The 26,997-nt window shown below is 38.9% G+C and carries 18 protein-coding genes; 5 read left to right on the top strand and 13 right to left on the bottom strand.

Features of this window, described 5'->3' with window-relative positions; genetic code table 11:
- Nucleotides 1-63: 63 nt before the first annotated feature.
- Nucleotides 64-2,700: a TonB-dependent receptor gene (locus QZ562_RS01600; RefSeq protein ID WP_293756063.1), complete on the bottom strand. Its 2,637-nt coding sequence runs from the start codon at nucleotides 2,698-2,700 to the stop codon at nucleotides 64-66.
- A 410-nt stretch (nucleotides 2,701-3,110) separates the two neighbouring features.
- Here QZ562_RS01600 and QZ562_RS01595 point away from each other — a divergent pair, with 410 nt between their 5' ends.
- Nucleotides 3,111-4,058, top strand: coding sequence for a LysR family transcriptional regulator (locus QZ562_RS01595; RefSeq protein WP_293756061.1), 948 nt, complete (start codon nucleotides 3,111-3,113; stop codon nucleotides 4,056-4,058).
- Nucleotides 4,059-4,104: 46 nt separating this feature from the next.
- Here QZ562_RS01595 and QZ562_RS01590 read toward each other — a convergent pair whose 3' ends face one another.
- The 4 genes from QZ562_RS01590 to nagZ form a co-directional block, all read right to left on the bottom strand.
- Nucleotides 4,105-5,271 (bottom strand): histidinol-phosphate transaminase, encoded by a 1,167-nt coding sequence (locus tag QZ562_RS01590; protein WP_293756059.1) that lies wholly within the window; start codon nucleotides 5,269-5,271, stop codon nucleotides 4,105-4,107.
- A 31-nt stretch (nucleotides 5,272-5,302) separates the two neighbouring features.
- On the bottom strand, nucleotides 5,303-6,121 hold the full coding sequence (locus tag QZ562_RS01585; protein ID WP_293756057.1) for a sulfite exporter TauE/SafE family protein: 819 nt from the start codon (nucleotides 6,119-6,121) through the stop codon (nucleotides 5,303-5,305).
- A 269-nt stretch (nucleotides 6,122-6,390) separates the two neighbouring features.
- Complete coding sequence (locus QZ562_RS01580) at nucleotides 6,391-7,818, bottom strand: SLC13 family permease (RefSeq protein WP_293756055.1); 1,428 nt, start codon at nucleotides 7,816-7,818, stop codon at nucleotides 6,391-6,393.
- Nucleotides 7,808-8,833 (bottom strand): beta-N-acetylhexosaminidase, encoded by a 1,026-nt coding sequence (gene nagZ / locus QZ562_RS01575; RefSeq protein WP_293756053.1) that lies wholly within the window; start codon nucleotides 8,831-8,833, stop codon nucleotides 7,808-7,810. Before nagZ ends, QZ562_RS01580 begins: the two co-directional genes overlap by 11 nt.
- 154 nt (nucleotides 8,834-8,987) lie before the next feature.
- Here nagZ and nadK point away from each other — a divergent pair, with 154 nt between their 5' ends.
- Complete coding sequence (gene nadK, locus QZ562_RS01570; protein ID WP_293756052.1) at nucleotides 8,988-9,863, top strand: NAD(+) kinase; 876 nt, start codon at nucleotides 8,988-8,990, stop codon at nucleotides 9,861-9,863.
- A 1,037-nt stretch (nucleotides 9,864-10,900) separates the two neighbouring features.
- Here the strand turns inward: nadK and QZ562_RS01565 are convergent.
- The 3 genes from QZ562_RS01565 to QZ562_RS01555 all read right to left on the bottom strand — a co-directional run bounded on the left by QZ562_RS01565 (nucleotide 10,901) and on the right by QZ562_RS01555 (nucleotide 13,893).
- Nucleotides 10,901-11,314, bottom strand: a complete 414-nt coding sequence (locus tag QZ562_RS01565) for a polymer-forming cytoskeletal protein (protein WP_293756050.1) — start codon at nucleotides 11,312-11,314, stop codon at nucleotides 10,901-10,903.
- Complete coding sequence (locus QZ562_RS01560; RefSeq protein ID WP_293756048.1) at nucleotides 11,304-12,422, bottom strand: M23 family metallopeptidase; 1,119 nt, start codon at nucleotides 12,420-12,422, stop codon at nucleotides 11,304-11,306. The genes QZ562_RS01565 and QZ562_RS01560 overlap by 11 nt, the downstream gene beginning before the upstream one ends.
- Nucleotides 12,423-13,551: 1,129 nt before the next feature.
- Nucleotides 13,552-13,893 carry a hypothetical protein gene (locus QZ562_RS01555; RefSeq protein ID WP_293756046.1) on the bottom strand — a complete coding sequence of 114 codons (342 nt, stop codon included), beginning with the start codon at nucleotides 13,891-13,893 and terminating at the stop codon, nucleotides 13,552-13,554.
- 1,071 nt (nucleotides 13,894-14,964) lie between these two features.
- Between QZ562_RS01555 and QZ562_RS01550 the strand changes: the two genes are divergently transcribed.
- The 3 genes from QZ562_RS01550 (at nucleotide 14,965) to bamE (ending at nucleotide 20,649) form a co-directional block, all read left to right on the top strand.
- Nucleotides 14,965-17,346: an EAL domain-containing protein gene (locus QZ562_RS01550; protein WP_293756087.1), complete on the top strand. Its 2,382-nt coding sequence runs from the start codon at nucleotides 14,965-14,967 to the stop codon at nucleotides 17,344-17,346.
- A gap of 1,157 nt (nucleotides 17,347-18,503) precedes the next feature.
- Nucleotides 18,504-20,177 (top strand): DNA repair protein RecN, encoded by a 1,674-nt coding sequence (gene recN / locus QZ562_RS01545; RefSeq protein ID WP_293756044.1) that lies wholly within the window; start codon nucleotides 18,504-18,506, stop codon nucleotides 20,175-20,177.
- 115 nt (nucleotides 20,178-20,292) lie between these two features.
- The gene (bamE, locus tag QZ562_RS01540; RefSeq protein WP_293756042.1) at nucleotides 20,293-20,649 is read left to right on the top strand and encodes an outer membrane protein assembly factor BamE; all 357 of its coding nucleotides are present in this window, start codon (nucleotides 20,293-20,295) and stop codon (nucleotides 20,647-20,649) included.
- Between the two features lie 356 nt (nucleotides 20,650-21,005).
- Here the strand turns inward: bamE and rlmM are convergent, their stop codons facing one another.
- From rlmM to QZ562_RS01515, 5 genes are all read right to left on the bottom strand, one after another.
- Complete coding sequence (gene rlmM / locus QZ562_RS01535) at nucleotides 21,006-22,091, bottom strand: 23S rRNA (cytidine(2498)-2'-O)-methyltransferase RlmM (RefSeq protein WP_293756040.1); 1,086 nt, start codon at nucleotides 22,089-22,091, stop codon at nucleotides 21,006-21,008.
- Nucleotides 22,091-22,462, bottom strand: a complete 372-nt coding sequence (locus tag QZ562_RS01530; protein ID WP_293756038.1) for a DUF423 domain-containing protein — start codon at nucleotides 22,460-22,462, stop codon at nucleotides 22,091-22,093. The genes rlmM and QZ562_RS01530 overlap by 1 nt, the downstream gene beginning before the upstream one ends.
- Nucleotides 22,463-22,749: 287 nt before the next feature.
- A complete protein-coding gene (locus tag QZ562_RS01525; protein WP_293756036.1) occupies nucleotides 22,750-25,074 on the bottom strand; it encodes a TonB-dependent receptor in 2,325 nt (774 codons plus the stop codon).
- Nucleotides 25,075-25,383: 309 nt separating this feature from the next.
- Nucleotides 25,384-26,004: an alpha/beta family hydrolase gene (locus QZ562_RS01520; RefSeq protein ID WP_293756034.1), complete on the bottom strand. Its 621-nt coding sequence runs from the start codon at nucleotides 26,002-26,004 to the stop codon at nucleotides 25,384-25,386.
- Nucleotides 25,985-26,893: a transcriptional regulator GcvA gene (locus tag QZ562_RS01515; protein WP_293756085.1), complete on the bottom strand. Its 909-nt coding sequence runs from the start codon at nucleotides 26,891-26,893 to the stop codon at nucleotides 25,985-25,987. The genes QZ562_RS01520 and QZ562_RS01515 overlap by 20 nt, the downstream gene beginning before the upstream one ends.
- Nucleotides 26,894-26,997: the final 104 nt, after the last annotated feature.

The following is a 26,997-nucleotide window of genomic DNA, read 5'->3' as shown; positions in this document are numbered from 1 at the left end:
GTAGAGCATTAAGAAAACCGTCTTAAAGACGGTTTTTTGTTTTAACACACAATCTTTACCCAATTAAAATGAGTAGTTCAACCGCGCATAGTAGTAACCACCTTGCCAATCAACAATGTTAGCAGACCAGTAAATAGCGCCACAACACATGTCGCCTTCATCTTCGTCTGGGTAAGTGTCTAATATGTTTCGGGCACCAGCAGAAACACTCAAACTATCACTGACTTGATAGTTCACTTCCACATCAAATAATACACTAGCATCGTACTCTTGGATGTTAGTACCGGCTGAATTAGTGGCGTTTTCATAAGCACCATATACATTTGCCCTCACCAGTAAAGTCAACATATCGAAATCATGTTTTGCTGAAAGCACACCGCGCCATTCTGGAAGGGCATTTTCTAAATCAAATTGATCTTCGCCATTCAAATATTCAGACACTACATCAATGTTTGTATCGATTTCTGTTGAATTATAGTTAACTGAACCGGTCAGCAAAGTATCACCCATTGTATAAGTGGCTACAAAATCAAAACCTGAAGTGGTTGTATCAAATGCATTTTGAAAATAGTTTACACCACCAATAGTATTTGCCCCATCAACGCCGGCAGCATCAAGAGCTAAAAAGTTATTATAAGCTTCACCTGATGTCGTATCAGTTGACACAGCTAAGGTTGAAACAGCATAAAAACGGTCTTCTAGAGCAATGCTATAGAAATCTAAAGTAATATTCAAATCATCAACATTACCCGTAAAACCGATGGAGTAGTTAACCGATGTTTCTGGTCTTAAAGCTTCTGCACCTAATGCTTGGCCTACAGGACTGATAGCAGGGAATAAACCCGTGGCAACTGGGAATCCGTTGGGCAGTCGAGTCGAAACATTTGTTGTCCCTTGTTGACCAGGGGTGGGTGCACGGAAACCCGTACCCATAGAACCACGCAAATTAAAATCGTCAGTTAAGCTGTATTTAAACGCAACTTTTCCTACTAACTCGGAACCAAAATCAGAATAATCTTCATAACGTAATGCACCTTGAACAAACAATGCATCAGAAACATCAGTACTCACGTCTATATAGATACCAGCCATGTCACGTTCGTATTTACCTGAGTATTCAGGCGAGTACCCTGGGAAACCGTTTGAACCGACTCCAACCGCTGTGTAAACCGCATCACTGCTATCAGCACAATCCAAGGTTGAGCCGTTTGCAATTACTGCTAAGCCGGCTGCAGTTGCAACATCATTGTCACAGAAACCCCAAGGGTCACCTAAAGAATAAGGTCCTGCCGCATAGGAATCCACATCGTTACCTACTAACTCATAGCTTTCTTCCATGTAGGTTAGACCAAAGGCAAACAGCACTTCGTTTTCCATACCCATATCAATAATTTGGACAAAATCTGCAGAGAACTGTAATTCCTCGTTAATCAAATCACCTGGGCGAAATGAAGTAGGCGAATCAGGACCCATTGAAGGATTAATAGTATTCTTGAGTGTATATTGAATTTCATTTGAACCAAAACGACCGCTGAAATCATAAGTCATTCCATTAGAAAATTCACCTTCCAGACCACTCAAAATTGACATATCGGTGATGTCACCAAAAAATCGCGGTGTAAAACCACCTGGGAATTTTTCTAAAGGACTATAGAGTCCCCCATCTTCGGTTCGTAAATTTTCAATCGTGCCATTGCCAGGATAACGATAATAAAAACTACCATCTCCTTCACTTTCAGAATAATTACCAAATGCGTAAAACTTCATGCTGTCGCTGATTTCATAACCAGAGTTAAAGAAAAGACGCACCGCAGAGTTATTAGGTTGGCCCCAAGGTTGGACGACACTCTCTCCACCTAAGTTGGCAGTGCTTAGACCAGCAACATACGTTTCATCAGAATATCCAGAAAGTGTATTATCGAAACGGCCACCCCCTAAATAATTATCGTTATTGGGATCTAAGCAAGCGTTGCCAGTACAGTATTGCACTGAACGCGACGTAGATTTAGTATCAGAATATTCACCTGAAAGGCTAAAGAAACCTTTATCACCTAAAGCAAAACCCATATTACCGGTCATGGTAATTTGTTCACCATCCCCCTCATAAAACTGCCCAGTGTTAAGGGAGAATGAACCGCCTTCGTCATTATCCTTCAATACAAAATTGATGACTCCAGCAATCGCATCTGAGCCATATTGAGCGGCGGCACCATCGCGAAGCACTTCTACTGCCTTAAGTGCTGAAGCAGGAATAGTAGCTACATCAGGTCCTTGTGTGCCAGAACCTCCAATCTGCACCAGAGCTGAACGGTGTCGGCGTTTTGAATTAACTAACACTAATGTTTTATCAGTCGGCATACCGCGCAAAGACGCAGGACGAATAAATGAAGCACCATCGGAAATAGGTTGACGTGTCAAAGAATAAGAAGGCACCAACGTTTTTAAAATGTCGTTAGTATCTGAAAAAGGAACAGATACTAAGTCACTCTCAGTAAAAACATCCACCGGTACAGGTGAATCAGCAAGAGATCTAGGCGCTCCTCTGGAACCAGTTACAACAATTTTTTCTAAATTAGGTTTGTCTGTCTGGTCTGTGTCTTGTGCAAGAATGCTCTGTGATACAAATATTAGTCCTGAAGTCGCTGCAATTGCAGGCAATGTTCGCCTGATAGATTGACTAAGTTTATGAAGTTTGAGCATGTTTAACCTCTTATTATGTCTGATATGTGTGTTTCTGGAAACGAAGTGCCTAACACTTTAATAAACGTTAAACACTATTTTTGAAAAGTGGGGTGAGTTCGTGCACTGCACCTTTTTAGGTAGCAAAACATTAATAAAACCGGCTTATCAATTATATTTAGCAACACAAATGCCAATCAGACATGCAAATTTCATGTCTTCCCCCCTTGTTTTTCTTATGCCCATTAAAGTCCTCTATATTACTGACATTGAAAGAATTCAGTGGCATGGTAATTGTATCCAAAAAGTATCGAGCTATAAAACGTGTAGTTAAAACTAGGTAAACATTCATAAAATAACGACTAAATGTGCATTACAGGCTCGATTGCACAGCTATGTTGCAAGACTCAATTAACAGGTATGAACACCGAATGAATAGTAAGCAGCTTAGATACTTTTTAAAAACGGCGGAAAAAGGCAGTATTACTGCGGCGGCGAAAGCACTGGATATAGCGCAACCGGCTGTAAGTCAGCAAATCTCTAACTTGGAACACGAATTATCAGTGCAATTGTTCGAGCGAGACTTCAGAGGGGTGAGGTTAACTATAAGTGGTAAAAAATTCTATCTTAGAGCTAAATCTATTGTAAGTCAGATGAGCATCGCTAAGAGTGAAATTGTTGATAATGAAGCAAATCCATCAGGTCACATATCTCTCGGTATAACTCAGGCCGCTTGTAATGTATTAGCTATTCCATTAACTCAGGCCATTCAGAAAAATTACCCCAATATAGAACTGACATTGCAATGTGGAACAACTGATTTTATAAATCAATGGCTGAGCAGCGGGCAAATCGACTTAGCCATCACCTATGAAAATACTCATTTGGATAAAAACTTTTTCAGCACACCGCTAATTAAAGAAAATATTTATCTTGTCGTTGGTACTGAAAAAAAATCTAACATGTATCAAGAGCTTGTCAAAAAAGATAAAATTGAATTAAAGCAGTTAACAGAATTTGAAATTATTCTACCGCAACAAAATGATCCCATAGTACAAATGTTGAATCGTTACGAAACTCAAACCGGAGTGAGGATCTGGGGCAAACCCAACTTTGGTTTGTTGATGACAAATTTACGCTACGTTACCGACGGGTTTGGGTTGATGCTTTTACCATCCTCAGCTGTCTTTCATTTAGAGAAGGCGAAACAATTAAAGGCTATATCTGTTATAAATCCAGAGCTTACACGCACAGTTCTATTGCAAAACAACACAAAGAAAACGTCAAGCCTTGCTATGCAAGTGGTCAGTAAAACTGTTTTGAATTTAGTAAAAAAAGCCCATTCCTTGGGCGACTGGAGAGGTCAGTTATTATTTTGAATAGTTATGTGCAAGATAATGTGCAAGATAATATTTAAGGGTGTATTCAAGATAATGCTAATGTCTGTTCCAATGCTCTTGGCAATGCATTGACATATTTTTGCACATCAGGGATGAGACCCATACTCACTCGAGACCAATGATCATAATCGTGATAAATGCCTCGAATTAACACATTTTGTTCAGCCATTTTTTGTCGAAATATTTCAGCATTGCCTTGTGCCAAATCGACAAATATAAAATTAGTCGAAGAAGGCAGTGCCTTTAACCCATTTGCCTTAAGTGCATCCAACACCATTTCGCGTCCCTCAACAATTTTTGATTTGGACATCTTCAAAAAGGCTTCATCGTTATAACTGGCAATAGCCGCAGCTAATCCAGCTTGGTTCATGGCATACCCGCCCAAACTAAAGCGGTTAATATTAGCGGTATTTTCTTCAGACGCCATCATATAACCCACACGCATACCTGCTAGGCCATATATCTTAGAAAAAGTTTTAGCGATTATTACGTTATGCCCTTCTCTGACCAAAGAAACCATTGAGTTGGTCTCAGGCATATCGGTGACTTCATTATAAGCTTCATCCACCAACACTAATGTTTTCTTAGAAGCCTTTATACAAAAATCCCTTAACTTTCCAGCATCCAATAAACACCCAGTAGGATTATTTGGATTAGTAACGTGTACCATAGCGACATCACTATCAATAGCAGCATACATGGCATCTAAATCAATACTTAAATCAGCAGTTTTGGCTATACGTTTGATTTTTGGTCCGCCAGTTTTCTGTGGAGCCTTAGCCGTGGTATCCCAAAACAAATCAGGTCCTAGTATTAGGCCTTTTGTAGCAGCAGCGTTAGCAGCATAAGACAACACACCGCTGGAGCCAGCACTCAATGAAATTTGGCTACTATTCAAGCCATTTTTCTCGGCTATCATATCAACCAATACTTTGTAGGGCTCTGCAGCATAATATGCGCCCTTAGCGCTAGCTTGCATGATAGCTTTCATTGCACTTGGGCTTGGGCCATAAGGATTTTCATTGGCGTTAAGTTTAGCAATACCCGCAGTTGGTCCATAGTTAATAACCGGAGCAGTATGATGTCCCGCAAGCGCGTTACCCGACAAAGAAACCAACCCACCTGCTGCTACTGCAGAAACGGTTGCTATAGTCCCGCGTAAAAATAATCGTCTACTTAAATTGTCTGTCATGTCATTATCCTTTCGTTGTCTCTAATTAGATTTAAAATGCTTTGTAATACATAGAAATGGACACCACCACCAAGTAAAGTCCAAACATTCGCTTTAGACTGACCTCGTCCAAACTATGCGCCCATTTAGCACCTATAGGTGCTGTCAATATTGAACCCGCACTGATGGCAACAAGCGCAGGTATATTGATATACCCAACTGTACCGTATGGAAGATTGATGACGTTGTGCCCCATCAGCAAAAATCCAATTGCTCCAGGTAAACCAATAATAAAGCCAACACCTGCAGCCGTGGCGACTGCTTGGTGAACACTGCGATTACAAATCACCATTGTCATGACTGTAATCGTTCCACCGCCTATCCCAAGCAAAGCCGAAAACCCACCTAAAAAAGAAGCTAACCCTGCTTTAAATGCGCCTTGCGGCATAGTTAAGGTGTTTGAAGAACCACTAAAAATTCCTGGAAATAAAAAATATATTGAATAAAATAAAACACCTGTAGCAAACACAAGTATTAAACTCTCTGGACTTGTTTTCGAGGCTATATATAAACCAATTAACACCCCAATAACCAACCAGACTGACCAGTCTTTCAAAATTGCAAAGTCAACGGTATTCATTTTTTTATGTGCTTGCACAGAACGGGCACTTGAGACAACAATTGATGCCAAAGAAGTACCAATAGCGACTTTAATGAGTTCCCCCGACGATTCAGTAAAAAATGGAAAAACCGCTAATAAAGCTGGAACCACAACAAATCCACCACCATTTCCAAACAATCCAGCTGTAATACCCGCAATTGCACCCGCTATACATAGCGTGCCTACAAACAACAACAGTTCAACTTCCATAACACCCCTTAGCAAAATTTTCTATAAATGGGAATACAGGAGAAAGTGCTGTACCAAATCTACATAGCAGAATTGATGCCAGCCTTGTACGGCCACTATTTACACGGAGAGTGATCAAGATCTAATTTTGATTTGCACTAAACTAGTTATCTAGTGCGCAAAAATGATGCAAAAGGAACTATGTGATTACTTTATTAACTGACAACAAATTGGTCACAGATATCAATCGTTACCAAGTTAAAACATAGCTTATTAGAAGACGTACTAACTTAAGATAAAGTCACGTAGCTCACTGCAGTTATTATAAATGCTAAGATTATATTGAGCATTAAACCTTCTCTGGCCATGGTCTTAATGCTGAATTTATCCATGCCATAAACTATGGCATTAGGAGCAGTAGCAACAGGTAACATAAATGCACAACTAGCACTGATAGCTGCTGGCATCATCATTAAAGCAGGATCAATACCAGCTGCAACACCAGCTGCGGCGAGTATTGGCATCAACAATGTTGCAGTGGCCGTATTTGAGGTGATTTCAGTTAAAAAAGTCACAAACAAACATATACACAAAATTAACAAGGGCACTGGTAGGTCAGATAATCCCGTTAAACCGTCTCCCATCAAAGTACTTAGTCCGGAGGCAGAAAACGCTTTTGCTATACATATACCACCTGCAAATAACAACAACATGCCCCATGGAATGGACACAGCGGTATCCCAGTCAAGTAATTTATCTGACTTGAGTTTATTGGTTACTTCACCAAATTTACTATTTTTAACAGGGGTCTTTATTGTTTCAACTTTATTTCCATTAGGAATAATAAACATTAGCACCACCCCGGCCAAAGCAATGCTGCTGTCGCCGATACTTGGCATATTTAGCCATACTGTCCAATAGGGTCTAAACATCCATGCTAAAGCAACCATAACAAATGTTATTAGCACCCGCTTTTCAGCTGGTTGCCAAGCGCCGGATCTGGGTAAAATATATTCTTGACTGCTCTCCAGATTACGGGTTAACCACCACGCAATAATCGGAATACCTATAACAACTATAGGTACACCTGTTTTCATCCATTCTATAAAACTGATTTCTTTACCTTGTGTTTCAAGATAAACACTCATAAAAATAATATTTGGGGGTGTGCCGACTGGGGTACCAACCCCACCTAAGCTGGCTGCATAAGCAATACCCAGCAACATAGCAATAGTCAGCTTAGGATCTTTTACATGCTGTAAAACTGCAAGCGTAATAGGTAAAAGCATTAAGGTTGTGGCTGAATTGGAAATCCACATACTGAGAATGGCAGCGGTCAGCATAAAACCAAATACCAACCGTTTAGCACTTTTACCGCCAGTTAGATTTACTAGGTAAAAAGCCAATCGGCTATGTACATTAGATTTTTCCAATGCCTTTGAGAGCATAAAAGCACCCATCAATAATAAAATAACGTGACTGCCCAGCGCTGATGCAGACTCTTTATGAGTCAACACCCCCGCCATAGGAAAGCCAAAAAATGGAATAAGCGACGTAACAGGAATAGGCAGCGCTTCAGTTACCCACAACATGGCAGTTAACAGCGTGATAGAGGCTGTAGAAGCAATCAAGTGGGGCTGACCAACAGCTATTAGCCCAAAATACATAACAATGGAACTAATAGCCGAAAGTAAGATTAGTTTATTGTTAGTTTGCATAAAATTGGTCCAATACTTTACAAGCAACTTGATGGTCAGTATTTTTTTTCAGGTTAGAAAAATCTAAACTAGGATTTTTCATGAGGCGTTTAATTCTATCTAAACTCTTTTTATGTAAGCTCAAACCTAAGGGTAAACCATCAATCACCTTTACTGCCCCTTTGGGATCATTGCACACTAACACCATGTCGCAACCTGCTTTTATAGCCTGCTCGGCACGCTCTACAATATTGCCTATTTGTACCGCACCTTGCATAGACAAATCATCAGAAAATATGACCCCATTAAAGTCCAATTCTTGGCGTAAAATCTGATTGATCCAGATTTTTGAAAAACCCGCAGGTAAGTTGTCTACATCAGGATAAATAACATGTGCAGGCATCACCGCGTCAAGTAAACCTTGTTGGTGAATTGATGTGAAAATTGACATGTCAAGGGCAAATATGTCTTCTTTACTACGGTGATCAACCGGTGTTGCTATATGAGAATCCTCACGAACGTTTCCGTGGCCTGGGAAATGTTTACCGGTGGCAGACATACCAGCTCGGTGCATCCCTTTAATAAATTCGCTGGCTAATTGAACAATTATTTCAGGGTCTTGATGAAAACCACGATCACCAATCACTTCAGATACACCCTGTATGTCGAGCACAGGAGCAAAACTAATATCAATATCGAACGCGAGTAATTCTGCAGCCATTAACCAGCCAAATTGCTCGCATAAATAGCCTGATTCTATAATATTTTCATTTGTTTGAAGGATGATACTACCCATTGCAGGAATTTCACTAAATCCTTGACGAAAGCGCTGCACCCTTCCCCCTTCATGGTCTGTAGCAATAATAATGTCGTTACGCGTAACACTTCTTATGTGCCGAACCAAGTCAGAAAGTTGTTGTTGGTCGTGGTAGTTACGGCTGAATAAGATAAGTCCCCCAACTAAGGGATGGTCGAGGATATCTATCTCTTCATGTGTCAGTTCAAAGCCTGACACGTCTAACATTAATGGCCCCATTAATTAACGCTCTTCTTTTATTGGTACACAAATTTAAAGTCACACTATAGGGAGGATCATTTCCTGTAGTCAATCAAATAATCCAAACGAAAAATATGACTTTCAATCTCTCCCATGGTTATACTCTAACAAATAGTAATTTATGTTGTTTTCAATGAAGTTTAAAACCGTAGGTTTAATTGGCAAACAAGCGCATCAAGGTGCAAATTTAAGTCTCAAGGCGTTAATAGTTTATTTGACTAAACGCGGTTGTCGGGTGCTAGTCGAAAAACAAACCGCACATAAATTAGATACTAATGGTTTTGAACCTACAGATATAACAGATATTGGTAAACAAGCTGACTTAGCTATAGTTGTGGGTGGTGATGGTAATATGCTTGGTGCGGCTAGGATCCTGGCAGAGTTTAATGTAGCTGTCGTCGGTGTTAACCGAGGTAACTTAGGTTTTCTGACCGACATTGCTCCTGAAAATTTTGAACCACAACTTGACAGTATTTTTGATGGCGAATGCCAAATAGAACAACGTTTCTTGCTAGAAGTGGAAGTCTATCGAGATGGTAAAGTACAAAGCAAAGACTCTGCGGTAAACGAAGTGGTTATTCATCACGGTAAAGTAGCACATATGATGGAATTTGAGGTGTACCTCGATGATAACTTTGTATTTAGCCAGCGCTCAGATGGGTTAATCGTGGCTACCCCAACAGGCTCTACGGCTTATTCGTTATCCGGTGGAGGTCCGATCCTTACGCCTAACTTAGATGCTTTAACCTTGGTACCGATGTTTCCTCACACATTAAGCAGCCGCCCCATAGTGGTAGATGCCAACAGCATAGTAAAGTTAAAAGTATCGCCTGAGAATACCGATAATATGCAAGTCAGTTGTGATAGTCATATTGTACTAACAGTGTTACCAGGTGACGAAATTGTTATAAGTAAAAACCCAGCGAAGTTGTCTCTGATTCACCCCAAAGACTATAATTATTTCAATGTGTTACGTACAAAACTTGGTTGGGGTAGTAAATTATATTAATCAATTTATGTATTTTTTAAGAAACATGGTGGTAGTAGTTAAAAGTTTAATTTTTGGAAACGATAGAAACTACATATTGCAGTCACTGACTGAAAAATTTACATTTGAGCATTCATTGAGTTTCTACATATCAGCGTCACAAGAACTAACTTCCAAAGGCCCCCTCCAAGATCCAAAGCAGACCTTAAGCGTTATTCAGTGAACAAAACAGTGCTAAATGCTAAAATAATGGCGAGTATTCATGAACAATTCAGTTCAATTAGAATATTTACATTTTTGAAACGCTGGAAGATGAGCGTTAAGATATTAATTTGTATCCCAATATCGGCAGTATTTACAAATAGGTTACTTTAATAACGGGTCAAAAATACAATTAACCATAATGATGTGATTAGCAGAGAACTAAAATGGATGACAAAAACATAAGTATTGGAGTTGAATAAAAAGATTGGCTTAATATGGAGCCAAATTCTTCAGATTACCCAGTCACTGTTAGAGCAACAAGACAGGATCTTACGTTGAGCTTGCCGAATAGTTAATTTATGGACAAAATGCGGGATTGGCGGGGGAAGTATCATACTGATTTAGTTCAGTTCAACTGGCTAATCTGCCCTAGACTTCGGGCAGTCAATTTCTGTAAATGCTGAAATTTGAAAATCACTTTGCGCCCAGACGTTGAAAAATGTTCGAGAGTATTAATGTTTAACACTAAAAACTAATGTTTGAAACTGACCAGAAAGAAATTCGAAAAGTATCTCACCATTTTGTCAAAGCTGCTAAAAGATGCATCGCCAATAATAAATTCGGTCTTATGCCATAAAATCACTTCCCTTAGTGGTGGTAAAGTAGAACGTCATTTTTCATAAAATCAGATGACATGGTGCCTTATGTTTTCTAAATTGACGTCCACTTAATGTTCATAATGGAGTGAAAGTCGGATATTTTTCTTTTACTAATCAACTGTATCTACGTTATTCATAATTTAAGACAAGCACCTCAGGTTGATGTGCAAACCAGTTTTTAACTGGTTTGAGATGCTATCCGGATTTTACAGATACTTTTTTACTGTTCAGATCAGCTACTTTCTGCTCTTCATTTATTTGTGTAATACTTCCATTTACTTTTGCTCCGCTTGAAATACTAATGGAATGATGCGTAATGTCACCACTGACATCAGCTGTCTTTTCTAACGTCACTTCAATCGCATTAATAGCACCAGTAACCTTACCCTTAATGACAACTTCTTGTGCGTAAATTAGACCATCAACCCAGCCTTGTTCTCCAACTGTAAGGCTGTGAATACGAATTTCACCTTCAAATTTACCATCTAATTGCACCAAACCTTGACTGGTAACATTACCTTGAATCACCACATCTCCTCCAATAATAGAGGGAGTGCTATTTTTGTTTATGACTGCAGGGCTTTGTGCGTCTTTATTTTTAGAGAACATGTTTGAGCGCCTTTGTAAGTTTTAGTGGATTGATTGTCTTAGCATCAAAAAGAACTTCATAATGCAAATGAGTACTGGTGCTGCGCCCTGTATTGCCCATAAGGCCGATAACAACATTCTCACTAACATATTCGCCTTCTTTAACTTTTATCTTGTATAAATGACCATAGCGTGTGGTAAAACCATTTAGATGATCTATTTCTATATAATTACCATAACTGCCATTTTTACCTGCTCGTTTAACTTTTCCATTGGCCGGTGCATAAATCTCAGTTTTGTGCCATCCAGCCAGATCAATCCCTTTATGCATGGCTTTTTTATTAAAAATTGGGTCTTTTCGATAACCATATCCACTCGAAATATAATAATCTTTTACAGGTAGTTTTACTGGCACATTCTTTAGCGAATTCTCCAACTGCCTTAAATCAATTAGTTCATTAGTAAGTTGATGATACTTATCTGTTGTATTTTTACTAAGTTCAAATAATGGTCCCCCTTGGGCGTAGACGGGTTGAGTGGATTGATGGTGAATCATATCTATACTAATGCCCGTTAAATTGAATACTTTAACCAGTTGCTGTTTTCTTTTTCTGATCCTTGATGACATGTTTTCAAAGCTATTATTTTGCGCTGCTTCAAGTGAATTCAGTCGATTCTCTACCTGAATTAAACTTTTTAAAACGGAATCATGATTAGTTTGCATATGAGCATTTGAATGACTGATAGGCTTCGATGCATCTGATGTATCGGTAGGTGCAATTTTTTCTGGCAGTGAATCTAACAAGTCTTGCAACATTACTTGCTGTTGTTGCAGTTGAGATAATTGTTGATTTAATTGTATGTTTTTTGTCTGGTATTCTGCTGATAACATATTTAAATCAGTTTGAGATTGTTTTAAATTGTCTTTAGCCTGTGAGACCTTTTCATTCAAAGAAAAATATTTGATGGTTGAATAACTAAACCAAGAAAAAATAGTTAACAGAAATAAAGCCAAAACAAGTTGAATAGAAGTTGTGATAGGGAGATATTTAATTTCACCATTTTGGCGAATTAATAACTGCCTGTATGGGAAATACGCTTGAGTAATTTTATTGAACTGCTTTACCATTATTTATTTATAATTCTATTTTTGGGATAACATATCAAAGTTCAGCACAATAAAAAAGACTCTTAAACATATGACATACTTAACAACACGTCCATGACATTAGGTGAAAGTACATATTTTGAGGCTCTTGAGATGTCTACATTTTATTAGGTATAGGTAAAATAAAACGTTATCTTTAATAAAATGAAGTTATATTTTTCTTAGTATTTTATATATCGACATCCCTTTTATATCAGTAGTGCTCGGACTGTCGACGAACTGGCATCTATTAATCAACTGTTTTACGAAATTCAAAACTTAAAATACGTGTCCCCTGTTGTCGGTGTTGTGCAAACTAATTTTGAATATTGCTTTTGATTATGTTGATGAACACCTTTTATTCAAACAGACTTACTTGAAACGACAATCTTCTTTTCAGGGCATTAATTCGATGACTTCGTCATTATTTGTAATCAGGTGGCTGAGTATTTTTTGAGTCACCAATGGATGTTTATTAGACACATCATCAACCAACAAGGCGGCGCTTTCTGTTATTCGCCGCCCACTGCAGCTCGGGATGGCCGCCTGCAACTAAAACCATCGGCTTTTAAAACTGAATACAACCAGGTGCTTGGTGACGACCTACACAGCGTATTTGTAAAACACCATATTTCAAAGGACCGGACTTGAGCTACGCTTTAAATTCTGACCGTACATACTTAGGTAAATTTTTATCTTGTTGACCTATGCAGGTCAGAGACTGGGAGTCATATTTTTCAATAATTTGACAACGAAGGATCTGCTCTGGTTTATGACGATCGTACTTCACCGTCCTCTTTTATGGCATCATTTACGATTGACAACCACCACCCCGAAACTGTTATTTTATACAATATAGGTGTATTTTTTAATGCAGTTATGCTGAGACTTTGCAGTTCAAAGATGCGGGCATTAACGGTAGAAAACTAATTACCCCACCGTTTGCTTCACGCCCTGTGTCATTCAACATATCTTTTATGCCGCTGACTGGTGAGACTTTCCTTTGCACATTGTTGCGCATAATACTGCTTGAGTGCATCTATGAGGCGATTAGCTTTGTAACCCTTATATCGACTGCCGAATGGCGCTGCTAAACTGAAGGCGCCACTGTTTAGTTGTGGTGACTACTCGGACGTAAAGCTTTCACTTTGTTCGAGTAGTTAAATATCATATCTAAGGCCAAATCAACATCAGATAGGTCGTCTTTGGCACCACCTGGAAACATTGCCTGACTATAACGCGCCAGTGTTAACACATGGATAAGAAAGATGCTGACGAAACTGTATTTATGCAACGCATATACATCAGGGCCTTTAAACAATTCGATCGCAACAGCAATCTTACCCTTGTCGTTTTTACGCAGTTCATTTAACCAGCTATCTATGGATTTGAGTGTCTGAGAAACAACGTTAAAACGATGTTTCTCACTGTCATCAATTTGCACACACATCATGCTTTTTTTACCCAATCTAAACCCAAAAAAATTGAGTACATACCTTAAAACATCACAACACATAACAAACCTCTAGGGGTGGAACTTTTTTATGTGTTATTTATTCTTCGAAAAAAATACAGGCTGCGCTTAATGGCGAGCCCTGAGTATTCGTTATGAGTAAAGTCACTTTTTACATCGACAGAAAAGCGGCAATTGTCGAATGTATATCGCTCAATATTTGTATACAACGAGCACATAAGCTAAACAATCTAAGTGAAGATAATTGAGGTTGAAGGTCTATAAATGGCTATTTGTGACCTTTCATAATAAAATGATATCTGACTCAACCGAGTTAATTGCAGAAGGAAGGAAAATTAGCTTTTCTAAAAGTATAAATACAAAGTACGCGCTCAAAGCAAGTTTTTAACAGTGTAAATTGAACACCGCTATAGATAATTGTGTTTAAATAAAAGTAGTTTCTAATTATTAAACAAAAACTAGTAGATTGGTAAATGAAAAAAATTAAAGATTGCTGTTTATAACACGCTGATACTCTTAGCATAATAATGCTAAGTTAAGTTTCTATAATTTGAGAAGTTTGCTAAAAATCAGCCATAATGAGATATCAAATTTGTAAAGTCATTAAATTATGGTTAATTAAAGTCGAGGCCACTTCTTTAACCATTAAGCAATGTTTGACATGACTTAACCTAGGGAGAGATAGTGATGTTCGATTCAAAAAGTAATCAGGATATGTTTGATTACGTCAATATTGTTATTAACATGGTGCGCGAACCCTTAATAATGTTGGATCAGGATTTAAGGGTAGTCAATGTGAGCTCTGCTTTTTATAAGCTTTTTATGGTTAAACCTGAAAATACCATTGGGCAACTTATTTATGATCTAGGAAATCAACAGTTCGAAATCCCTTTATTGCGAAAACTACTAGAAACTGTTTTACCGCAGAAGGCTAGTTTTTACGATTTTGTGATTGAGCACAATTTTGCTCTTACTGGTTGTCGAACCCTGCTGTTGAACGCTCGACAAATGGCACAAGCTGAAGACAGAGAAAGTATTATCTTACTGGCTATCGAAGACATCACTTTTCGAGCTGATGAACTGGACATTGCTAACGAAGAGATTGCTTTTCAAAACGAAGAAAAAGATAAGCGAGTAGATGAATTAGTCATTGCCAAAAAAGAGAAAGCTAAGCGAGCAGATGAACTAGTCATTGCCAAAGAAGAGAAAGCTAGACGAGCAAATGAATTAGTTATTGTCAGAGAAGAGAAAGCTGAGCTGTTAGATGAACTAGACATTGCTATAGAAGAGAAAGCTAAGCGAGCAGATGAACTAGACATTGCCAAAAAAGAAAAAGCTGAGCTGTTAGATGAACTAGACATTGCTATAGAAGAGACAGCTAAGCGAGTAGATGAATTAGTCGTTGTCAGAGAAGAGAAAGCTAGACGAGCAGATGAATTAGTTATTGTCAGAGAAGAGAAAGCTGAGCTGTTAGATGAACTAGACATTGCTATAGAAGAGAAAGCTAAGCGAGTAGATGAATTAGACATTGCTAAAGAAGAGCAATCTAAACGGGCAGATGAATTAATTGTTGCGAACAAATTACTTGCTTTTCAAAACGAAGAAAAAGATAAGCGAGCAGATGAGTTAATTATTGCGAACAATGAACTTGCCTTTCAAAACAAGGAGAAAGACAAGCGGGCACATGAATTAGTCATCGCCAATAAAGAGAAGGAACTTCTTCTGCGCAAACTACAGCGCGCGGCCAGTGTATTTAGCCACGCCAATGAGGGCATCATGATTACCGATGCCACGGCTAAGATTACTGAAGTTAACAGCACATTTAGCCGCATCACGGGTTACACCTCTGATGAAGTGTTAGGAAAAAACCCAAAAATTCTGCAATCAGGTCGTCACTCGCCAGAATTCTATAACGAAATGTGGCATACACTACTAACACGAGGCCGCTGGCGTGGCGAACTATGGAATCGCCGAAAAAATGGTGAGGTTTTCCCCATAATGCTCACCATTAGTGCTGTAAAAAATGCTGCCGGTTTTGTGCAGCATTACGTTTCATTATGCACTGATATTACAACAATGAAGGCGTACCAGGGGCAACTAGAACATATTGCTTACTATGACGTTCTGACCAATCTGCCCAACCGTGTATTATTGGCAGAACGTTTAAGCCAAGCTATGGCACAATGTCGACGTCGAAATCTGTCATTAGCAGTGGTGTTTATGGATTTAGATGGCTTCAAAGAAGTCAATGACAACCATGGCCATAAAGAGGGAGATGAATTACTCATTACTGTGTCTCAACGTATGAAAGAAGCGCTTCGTGAAGGAGATACGTTAGCACGTATTGGCGGTGATGAATTTATTGCTGTAATGATAGATTTAGAAAGCTATGAGGAGAGTAAGCCAGTACTAGATCGTCTATTAAAAGCCGCGGCTGCCCCGGTTAGTTTGAATGGTAAGGCTATGAATATTTCAGCAAGTATTGGTGTTACCCTTTATCCACAAGACGGCTCAGATGCAGACCAACTGATGCGCCATGCAGACCAAGCTATGTATATTGCTAAACAAGAAGGTAAAAACCGTTATCGCCTATTTGATACCAAACAAGAGAATGCGAGCAAAACTCAGTCAGAAAGTATAGGTGATATTCGTTCAGCCATGAAATTGCGGGAATTTGTGCTGCATTACCAACCAAAAGTAAACATGCAAACTGGTGCAGTAATAGGCGTAGAAGCTTTAATTCGCTGGCAACATCCGGTGCTTGGTTTATTGCTACCTTTAGAGTTCTTACCGGTAATTGAAGGTCAAGACCTGAGTCTAGAACTAGGTGAATGGGTCATAACCAGTGCATTGAGTCAAATAAGTCAATGGCAACAAATGGACATTAATCTACTTATCAGTGTCAATATCAGTGGTTACCAAATACAACAAAGTAATTTCGCAACTCGCATAGCGGATCTATTGGCAGCTTATCCTGAGGTTAGCCCAGACTATTTAGAATTTGAGATACTGGAAACCAGCGCGTTACATGACATCAGCAAAGTGTCTTCAACGATGAACGCATGCCATAAGCTAGGCTTACGCTTTGCTTTAGATGATTTTGGAACTGGGTATTCATCACTTACTCATCTGAGACGTTTGCCAGCACAATTGATTAAAATCGATCAGAGCTTTGTGCGCGACATGCTAGACGATATTGACGATTGCGCGATTGTTGAAGGCGTAATAGGTCTCGCCAAAGCATTCCGACGTGATGTGATAGCTGAGGGTGTAGAAACCATTGCTCATGGAACAGCACTATTGGGATTGGGTTGTCAGTTGGCTCAAGGTTATGGCATTGCCCGACCAATGTTGGCTAGTGATATACCAGCATGGATTACTCATTGGGAAACTGATCATACGAACCTACTGTCTCCTTCGAGCAAGCGATAGTAATACTTGTTGGAACAACGCGACTGTCCCCCTGAGCAATCACTAGTGACATTTGTCTTAGTAACTAAACTATGAAGAAAATCCAACGGCCAAATTGATCTCGCAATACTATATAAAATTCAATGCTGTTCAGTTAGAAAAGCTGGCTAAATTTTAATGTAGAGCATCCATTATGTTTCACGGGGGGTTTGAGTACCAATACTGATAAACAGCTGATAAAATTCAGTGCTTAATATTGCTGTTTTACTAACGAGCTCGAGCGAACGGTTGAACATGTAAAATTCAATAATCATCTCGTAAATTAAGATATTTCAGCAATGCTTTTAGCTGTTATCGCAAGATTAAAGCTTAATTGTGGATCCGAACCAACTTTAATAATAAGTTCTTTGCACGAAGCGGTACTAGGTACTAGGTACTAGGTAATATGTTCTTATTGCTCGAATTATAACATCAGATTCCATTAGGGTCAGTGCAACAATCTTGAATTTACCCAAAGGAACTTCGGCGCCAAACCAAATTGAATTAATTGACAACTGCTGAGTCGGCTTCCGAGTTTTCAAGTCAGAACCGAGCCCTTTTACTGTTTTGTGACAACGTCTACGTCAACATTTTCAAAACAGTATTTCAGTGTTGTTTTTGATCACTGTTGATTCGTGACGCTTAATAAAATGAGTAACTTTATTTTTTCGAAGAATAGCTATCTGCCACTCTAACAACGCTCTTTTTCTCAACCTAAGCCTTACAAAGATTGGGCTGGCTATTGGGTAGTTTAGTACCAAAAATAATCCAATAGCAAAGTATCATCGACTAGTGTTAATGAATTTAAAGTACCTCTTAATTTCACGTTTCTTAGGACTGTTTCAATCTTATTCAGTTCTTTTTAACAATAAAAATTGGTTTTTTGTTATTTAACTACTGTACAGTTATTTATTTAGATTTAAGATTGAGCAGTAGCTAAAAGTACCCTCCAATTTATATAATTTTAATTTTATTACTGTATCAACCTATCCTTTTGATATATATAGATTAAATATAATTATGAAAATAATACTGCAATAAAAATTTACAGATATGTAGACACTGACCAAAAGCATGTTTATATTCACAGCACTGTATATATAAACATGCTTTACTGTATGTATTACCGAGGACCGAAAATGCTTACCCACCTATCTATTCGTAATTTTGCTGTTGTTAAAACACTAGATGTTGATTTTAGACAAGGCATGACAGCCATTACCGGTGAAACAGGTGCGGGTAAGTCGATATCAGTTGATGCATTAGGGTTGTGTTTAGGTGACAGAGCTGACAGTGGGATGGTTCGCACAGGTGCAGACAAAGCCGAAGTAAGTGCAGGTTTTAATGTGAGGCAACTACCCGCAGCACAAAGGTGGCTTGAAGAACATGAATTGTTAGATCATGATGAAGTGCTCATAAGACGCGTAATATCTTCAGAGGGACGCTCAAAAGCTTTTGTTAATGGAATACCTGTACCTTTACAGCAACTGAAAATCTTAGGTCAATTTTTATTAAGCATTCATGGGCAACATGCCCATCAGCAAATATTAAAAGGTGACAATCAACGTAACCTCCTCGACCAATATGCTGAACACGACACATTGCTGAATAAGGTTGCAGATTCTTATCAGGTATTAAAAACACAACGTCAACACTATCAAAATTTATTGGAAGGTCAGCAGCAGCGTGAAGACCGTGGCAGACTGTTATCTTATCAAATCCAAGAACTAGACGATTATGCTTTGGCAGAAGGTGAATTTATCTCTTTAGAACTTGAACATAAAAAACTCAGCCACAGTCAAACATTACTAGAACAGAGCCAAATTAGTTTTCACCAACTTTATGAAGCAGAAGACTTCAATGCTTTGTCTGCCGTTCAAAGTAGTATTGACCGCTTAACCGAGTTGCAAGAGCATGACCCAAGTCTGGCTCCTATTGTAACTATGCTAGCTGAAGCTTGCATTCAAATAGACGAAGCCTCTAACGAACTCAGAGCTTACACTGAACAACTTGAAATAGACCCCATGCGCATGCAGAACGTTGAAGTTCGTTATTCGCAAGCTTTAGATTTATCCAGAAAGCATAATGTTCAACCCGAGACGTTATATAATTTTCATCAACAACTCGCCACTGAGTTTAGTGAATTAGTCAAAGACGATTCATTGTTAGAAGAATTGAAAGAGCAACTTCGCGAGCATGATAAACAGTATCATCAGGCTGCGCAAAAACTTAGTTTATCAAGACAAAAAGCAGCCAAGTCTTTTGCTAAACAAGTAGAAAAGCATATACACCAAATGAATATGGCCGATGCAGTATTTAAGATTAATGTTGAGCATCACATAGAGGGCACACCTAACAAACTCGGGTTAGATTCTGTGAAGTTTTTAGTATCGACTAACTTAGGGCAAGCTTTAGATAACCTTGAGAAGGTTGTATCAGGTGGTGAATTGTCCCGGATTGGTTTAGCTATCCAAGTCATTAGTTCAAGCAACAATGATGTTGCCACCATGATATTTGATGAAGTTGACAGCGGTATCAGTGGTTCAACAGCTTCGGTAGTAGGTCAATTGTTACGAGAATTAGGCGATAATGTACAAGTCATTTGTGTCACTCACCTACCCCAAGTAGCAGCCAGAGCGCACAATCAAATGTTTGTCACAAAGTTTAGTGATAAAAAAACCACAGAAACACATATGATTTGTTTACAAGAAAGTGAACGAATTGAAGAGTTAGCACGTCTACTAGCTGGAGACACTATTACCCAAACAGCCATAGAAAACGCCAAAGAATTGTTACAAATCAGCAATTCATAACAATTAAGCATTGATTGCGCTTATACGGCTGGGTTAGGATGCTCCGCCCTCTAGGTGAGAGTTAGTCTCTTATCTAGCCGTTTTTGTTTTTTATATGCTGAGATATTGAGTAATAATGAAGTTTAAGAATTTACTGGTTATATTAGCCGCCACCATCATGTTGTCAGCTTGCGCTGATTGGATTTTCCGAATTGACATACCTCAAGGTAACTTTTTGGACGAAAAAGATGTTGAAAAGCTTAGGATTGACATGACAAAGGAGCAAGTTGCGTATGTGTTAGGCAAACCTGTTCTGGAAGATGCATTTGACCATGACACTTGGTATTACTTGTACCAAATGAAACGCGGTATGAAGCAGCGCGGTGAAGATTTTCGCAAGGAACTCACAATTAAATTTGTTAATGGCAACATTACTGAAGTCACAGGTGATTTTGAATTGTCCGAAGATTTTGATATACCTCTGGACCAATAAGTTTCTAATTTAAATTAATTGTCAGTGCCCAGCTTTTGAATTTTGAATAAGCTGGATTCTGATTTACCTAATTACTTTAATAGGTTGAACACGTCTTATTGGGCATTGGCATATTAACCTGATGCTCATAGGCAATAGTCCGGACTATTGCCTAAACAGTATTTTTTAGGTGTAGTGGATAATTTTATATTCGAATATTTACTGCCTAATTATATTTTATCTGCCCTCAATATTTCTCAAATACTTTTTACTGGTCAGTCCTTGTACAAGGATATGCTATTCATGTGAGGCTAAAAAAGCAGAGAAAGCTATTAGCAAATTAACTTCTAGGTGTCTCACATATTTTACTACTTCATTTAAACTTTATTTTCGCCTGACTTTAAGCGCAAATGAACAGTTACCTCTTCCCTATTATGATATAAATGTTTGGCTTGCAATAAATACTTACCTGCTTGATTGGCCTGCATCACCTCATCAATAATCCCTAAAGCACCCTGAACTGACTCATAACGTTTCTTCATGGGTAATTTCAGGTTGAACATAGCCTCTTTGCAACGACCATCTGCCACCCAATTAGCCATCAGTTTTGCAACTTTTTGCGGTTGCTCAATCATATCGCAGACTAACCAGTAAACATTTTTCTTCTTAGGTTGAAATTTAAATCCATCTTCTGGGCAATAGGTCACCTGCCCTGTTTCCATTAACCCTGCATCCATAGCTCCATTATCAACAGCCTGTACAAACATGCCTCGCTGCACAAGTTGATAGGTCCATCCACCGGGGCACGCGCCCAAGTCAACGGCATAGAGGCCACCCTGCAGACGCACGTCATGCTCTTCTTTAGGTATAAAGGTCTGAAAAGCTTCATCCAGTTTCAATGTAGAGCGACTTGGCGCATCGTGAGGAAACTTTAAGCGCAAAATACCTAGCGCTAAGGATGAATTATTATGGGTAAATGAATAACCAATATAAGCCTTATCAGTTTTTGTGAAAAACACATGTAAAACAGGCTTTTTATTATTATCTTTAGTCGTTAGTCTGCTCTTTTTACGTAAAGCTTGTCTAAAGGGTACGCTTATCTTTCTACAAAATTTCGACAGTTCTCTGCCATCTGTTGTATCGGCATATTCAACTCGTAACTCACCACATAGCGGAAATCCTTCGCAAGCGTCTAAAAGTGGAGTAATACGGTCTGCAACATCCATATCTTCAATCACTTGTTTACAAGCAAATTGCTGGCGTGCAAAAATTAGGTTGTTTAATATCAGCTTGTTTGCTAATAACTCAGCATGTTCTTCCTCATTACAATTAAATAAAACAAAGCCACTGTTGGCTTTAGTTTTCGTATAACCAAAAACCTCCAATAGAGCGGCTTTCTCTTGCACTTCATTAGCTACATCATTTTCAAAACCACTGCGGCAATACAACAATAATCCAGCCATTAATTTGCCCCTTTTAAAGCCGCAGCAATTAACAGCGCCCAACCCACAATAAAACACACCCCACCAATCGGCGTGATCGGTCCAAACCACTTCAGTTGAGTCAGGGCCAACATATACAAACTGCCACTAAACAAAATAATACCCGCGAACATAAAGCCTGCACTGTAAAAAAGTAATGATTGGGGCACTTGGCGATACAAAATAGCTAACAATATTAAAGCGAGGCTATGATACATCTGATACTGCACACCTGTTTGAAAGGTGTTTAAAAGTGTTTCAGATAACTTACTTTTGAGGCCGTGAGCCGCGAATGCACCTAAAACAACTGATATCATAGCGCTGCAAGCAGCGAGACTTAGTAGGATTTTCATCAGAAATTGACTCATAAGATAGATTGATATCTAGCAAACACCCTGTTGTGTTTGCATAAGCGATGATCATAACAAAACCAGGCCTTGTTAGTTATCAAATAAGTTATTTGCCTGCTATTGAGTGTTCTTGCCAAGCGACATGACACTCAATAGCAACAAAATTGTTGATGCTGTGTGGTTAGAGCTGGGTAAAAGGCTACTCGTTAAAATATGAGAATGGACATTAACCTTTATCCTCTCTCACTTTACGGTATATTTAACATATATAACTATGCTTTTGATATTATCTAAAAGTCTGCGTACACACGAACACCTGCGATAAAGGGCATACCCGCAACAAACGTCGGTAAGCCGAAGCCACCGCCAGTGTTTCCTGCATCAATGATATAATCTTCATCCAACAAGTTGTCGGCGTATAGTTCGACTTTCCAAGGGCTGTTCTCTTTACTCAACTTGATAGATACATCTGTCAGCCAATAAGCATCTTGCGCTAAATCAGGACGATTACTGCTCTCAAAAAAGGTCTCAGTCTGGTAAGAGCTTATTAAATCAAATGCAACATTGAAATGCTGTATTTTGACCGACTTATTAAAGAAGAACGCTGCGCTCAGTTCTGGTGCCAATCGGAAAGTATTACCACCATAATCAAACCTTGAACCAACATTTGTATTTTTGTCAAACTCGGCATCCAATAAACCCAAGTTTGCCCCTACCCGCAAACTATCATCAAACACGTAATCAATGGTAGATTCAAAGCCAAACATATTCGAATCGCCCACAGTCACAGTTTGACTTTCTAATGTTTGGTTATCTGTAAAGCTTTGCTGGAAATTTTGATAGGTGTAAGCAAATAGCGCCGCAGTAAATGACAGGTCTTTAGCATAATACTTCAGACCAATGTCATAACTGTCTACGGTTTCGGCTTCGACAATAGAATTTTCTCCAAAAGCATTGGCGTCTACCACAGGTGAACGCCGACCTTCTGCGTAGTTGAAGTAAATTGACATATTATTTGAATAGTTATAATTCAAAGATAATCGCGGTAGCGTTGCTGTAAAATCCTCTTTAGCAGATGCGCTAAATGTATTAAAAAACGTATCTTTCGAAAATCGTGTTTCATCTATGTAGCGCACGCCAGCTGTAATAGCTAAGTCGTCAGTCAATTCATAAGTGCCTTCGACAACAAAAGAGTTGATATCCAATTTACCTTCAAAAACGAATGGCCCATTAATCGTTGTGGTCGAAGTAGATGGATCACTTATAGGCGTTCCGTCTGCATTAAATAAAGAAGCAATTAACAACTGCCTCACTGCAGCGGTTTCTTCAATAGTTGCGTCAGTGCGGACATCATTGGTCAAAGAAATATTAGGAAATTGAACCGCAAGTTCAGCTAACTTTGCGTCAAGAGCACCGCGTAAAACAGGATCAACCAACTGCACAAAGGGAAGGACCGATTCGTCATTTGTAGAAGAAAAACCAATAAAACCTGCAAAGGGTCCATCTGGGGTATATACCAAACGTGCACCGAATCCGGATAAATCAGCATTGTTTTCGAAAAATGCATCTTGGATACGTAACCCAGTACCATCCGCATCAAAATACTCTTCCACATCTACATTTTTAACATAACCATTGACAGTTAACGTTAAACTGTCATTAAGATAATGGGTCACTGCGACATCATAAGATTGCAGTTCTCGATCAATACCAATCAATGAACCGAAACCTAGCTCTGCTGCAGAAAAAGGGCTAGTATCTCCGTTTAGCGGTGCAATCGAGCCACTTTTGAAAGATATGCCAGGCTGATCATTATTTTCTATAGATGCACGCAGTACAACGTTGCTATGTTCGAAATCAGCTCTTAGAGTAGCTCTGACTGCTTCGACCGATACTCCATTTAAATCTCCTCCTGCACACGATTGAGACACACCATTTTGATCGGTAATAAAGCCAGAAGGATTATAAGAGTCAGGTCCACACCCTTTGTTTTCAATAATGCCATCTTGTTCTCGGTACATCGTCGCTAAACGAAATGCCAGAATATCGTTAATAGGGGTGTTGACCATACCGCGGAATTCCACTGCCCCCTCAGTGTTTGTAGCCAGTCTTACACTCGCTTCAAACTTATCAGAAGGAAGAGCAGAGATAATGCTAATAGCGCCATTTGCAGCAGCTGCGCCGAATAATGTTGGTTGAGCACCTTTTAAGACTTCAATACGATCAATATCATATAGGCCCACACTCGCTACTGTTTTTTTACTGACGTCAATACCATCCTGATAAACAGAAATACGCGGTGTCGAAGTAACACTGGCTGAATCGTCGGTAATGCCTCTGATGTTAAATGATGGCAAGCTCACACCTTGCTCTTGGATCACAACATTAGGTAAAAAACGGGATAAGTCATCTAATTCTGTGGTGTTGGTACGATCTAAAAACTCTCCTTGGATAACATCCATAGTGACAGGCACATCCAAAATAAATTGTTCGCGTTGCTGCGCTGTAACGGTAATCTTTTCAATACCGCCTTCTCTACTCTCAGCTTTAACTGCATGAGAAATTAACATACCAATGGTACTTAAGCTGAATATCAATATCGGCAACTTACTCATAAAAACCCTTTCAAATTATTAGATAAATAGAATCAGACGCAGTTCTGGTCTTTTGACCGAAAGACGCCTACAGCACAAGGGCATAATGAGTTAGTTTTGTGTCATTAATATTGCATTGAAATTAAGCTTTAAAGAAAAGCAAAACGGTAATTAAATGAGTTTGAGGGAGACATTCAATATTCGAAGCGCTCGCTGTCTAAATAAGATAGTTAGGTAGCGATATTTGAGAATTATGATAGTTTGAATGTAAATGCTGGATTAAACAGGCTAATACACATCAATTCTTGGGATCATATTAGTGACAATGACTTAAAGATGCGTTCTGATAAACGCAGCGCTATGCTCAATTGCCTTATGTAAATTTACTTCTAAGTTGTGGCCAGATGCCTTGCGCGGTTTAAAACTATGATCACCATCAGCTAAATAACTAACTTGAATCTGCTGAGACAAATTAAAGCTAGCAATCTCCTCACGCTTGCCAAAGGTATCCCTTTCGCCTTGCAGTATTAATAGTGGTTTATTGATACTTAATAAATGTTGAGTACGTAACTTGTCAGGTTTACCTGGCGGATGAAAAGGGTACCCCATACATACGCAGCCTTCTGCTGTCGACTCTTCTAATAACATGCTTGCTATTCTTCCACCCATCGACTTTCCGCCAATAAAGATAGGTAAGCTATTGTCAATTTGATTAAGCAACTCGGTAAACTGTGACAGTAATTTATCAGCTCGGTCCGGCGGCCGCCTCTTTCCTGACTCTTCAGCTAGCTGCATGTATGCAAAATTAAAACGTACTACATTAATTTTATGTTCGGCAATGCCTTTCGCCATCAATTGCATAAATTCACTATTTTGACCCGCGCCCGCGCCATGAGCGAAAACAAACGTTGCAATAGGATTTTGTGCTGTATTAATCAAAGTATTGATCATCTTCCTCTTCTTTTACTTGTGCCAATAACCATTCTCGAAATGCCGAGATTTTTCCTAAATCGGCCTGTGACTGATGGCAAACTAAATAATAAGCACTTCTAGTGATTAACTTTTCCTCGAATGGACATATTAGTCGCCCTGCTTCAATTTCTGGTCTCGCTAAAAAACTGTATCCTAGAGCGATCCCTTGCCCTAAAGCTGCGACTTGCTGAACTAACAAAGAATGACTAAAAATAGGACCGTGGTTCACATTCACGCCTAATACGTTAAAATGGCGTATCCATTCTTGCCAAGATTCTCTTGAGGAGTCGTGTAATAGAGTATGTCGACCAAGATCGTCTAACTTCATTAGGGGTTTGTCGCCTTGAAACAGCAAAGGGGAACACATAGGGGTAAGATATTCGGTATGCAGTTTATCCGCTATTAAACCAGACCATTTTCCCTTGCCAAAATAAATTGCCACATCCACATCATCAGTTAAAAACCCTTCATCACCATCTACCGCTTTTATCCGAAGATCAATATCTGGATTTAGTTGACTAAATTTACTGATCCTAGGAACTAACCACTGAATTGCAAAGCTTGTTTGTAACGCAACAGTAATTGCGCCCTTTCCACCTTTTGCCACCAAACGTTCTGTTGCGTCATTGAGCGAATTAAAAATATCTTTCAAGTCAAGATAATAACTTTGCCCTTCCTGGGTTAAAAACAACGCACGATTTTTACGTACAAAAAGTTTCATAGATAAAAACTCTTCTAACGCTTTTATTTGATGACTCACTGCTGCTTGAGTAACAAATAGTTCATCGGCTGCACGCGTAAAACTAAGATGTCTAGCTGCCACTTCAAAGGCTTTAAGGGAATTTAGAGGAGGTAATCTGCGATGCATAAATAAGATGTCAACTAATAATTTATCAAACACCATTAAAGCATTAGTTTTTCTAATGCACAAGCATACAAAATGTCATTTTATTAGCTTCATGCATGGGTATA

Source organism: uncultured Paraglaciecola sp., assembly GCF_913058035.1.
Classification (GTDB): Bacteria; Pseudomonadota; Gammaproteobacteria; order Enterobacterales; family Alteromonadaceae; genus Paraglaciecola.
Note: the sequence above shows the minus strand (reverse complement) of the source record. Positions and strands in the feature narration are given on the sequence as shown.

Excerpts from the sequence above, each read along its gene's own strand:
- QZ562_RS01600 (WP_293756063.1), bottom strand. The coding sequence starts at position 2,700 with ATGCTCAAACTTCATAAACTTAGTCAATCTATCAGGCGAACATTGCCT.
- QZ562_RS01595 (WP_293756061.1), top strand. The coding sequence starts at position 3,111 with ATGAATAGTAAGCAGCTTAGATACTTTTTAAAAACGGCGGAAAAAGGC.
- QZ562_RS01590 (WP_293756059.1), bottom strand. The coding sequence starts at position 5,271 with ATGACAGACAATTTAAGTAGACGATTATTTTTACGCGGGACTATAGCA.
- QZ562_RS01585 (WP_293756057.1), bottom strand. The coding sequence starts at position 6,121 with ATGGAAGTTGAACTGTTGTTGTTTGTAGGCACGCTATGTATAGCGGGT.
- QZ562_RS01580 (WP_293756055.1), bottom strand. The coding sequence starts at position 7,818 with ATGCAAACTAACAATAAACTAATCTTACTTTCGGCTATTAGTTCCATT.
- nagZ (WP_293756053.1), bottom strand. The coding sequence starts at position 8,833 with ATGGGGCCATTAATGTTAGACGTGTCAGGCTTTGAACTGACACATGAA.
- nadK (WP_293756052.1), top strand. The coding sequence starts at position 8,988 with ATGAAGTTTAAAACCGTAGGTTTAATTGGCAAACAAGCGCATCAAGGT.
- QZ562_RS01565 (WP_293756050.1), bottom strand. The coding sequence starts at position 11,314 with ATGTTCTCTAAAAATAAAGACGCACAAAGCCCTGCAGTCATAAACAAA.
- QZ562_RS01560 (WP_293756048.1), bottom strand. The coding sequence starts at position 12,422 with ATGGTAAAGCAGTTCAATAAAATTACTCAAGCGTATTTCCCATACAGG.
- QZ562_RS01555 (WP_293756046.1), bottom strand. The coding sequence starts at position 13,893 with ATGATGTGTGTGCAAATTGATGACAGTGAGAAACATCGTTTTAACGTT.
- recN (WP_293756044.1), top strand. The coding sequence starts at position 18,504 with ATGCTTACCCACCTATCTATTCGTAATTTTGCTGTTGTTAAAACACTA.
- bamE (WP_293756042.1), top strand. The coding sequence starts at position 20,293 with ATGAAGTTTAAGAATTTACTGGTTATATTAGCCGCCACCATCATGTTG.
- rlmM (WP_293756040.1), bottom strand. The coding sequence starts at position 22,091 with ATGGCTGGATTATTGTTGTATTGCCGCAGTGGTTTTGAAAATGATGTA.
- QZ562_RS01530 (WP_293756038.1), bottom strand. The coding sequence starts at position 22,462 with ATGAAAATCCTACTAAGTCTCGCTGCTTGCAGCGCTATGATATCAGTT.
- QZ562_RS01525 (WP_293756036.1), bottom strand. The coding sequence starts at position 25,074 with ATGAGTAAGTTGCCGATATTGATATTCAGCTTAAGTACCATTGGTATG.
- QZ562_RS01520 (WP_293756034.1), bottom strand. The coding sequence starts at position 26,004 with ATGATCAATACTTTGATTAATACAGCACAAAATCCTATTGCAACGTTT.
- QZ562_RS01515 (WP_293756085.1), bottom strand. The coding sequence starts at position 26,893 with ATGCATCGCAGATTACCTCCTCTAAATTCCCTTAAAGCCTTTGAAGTG.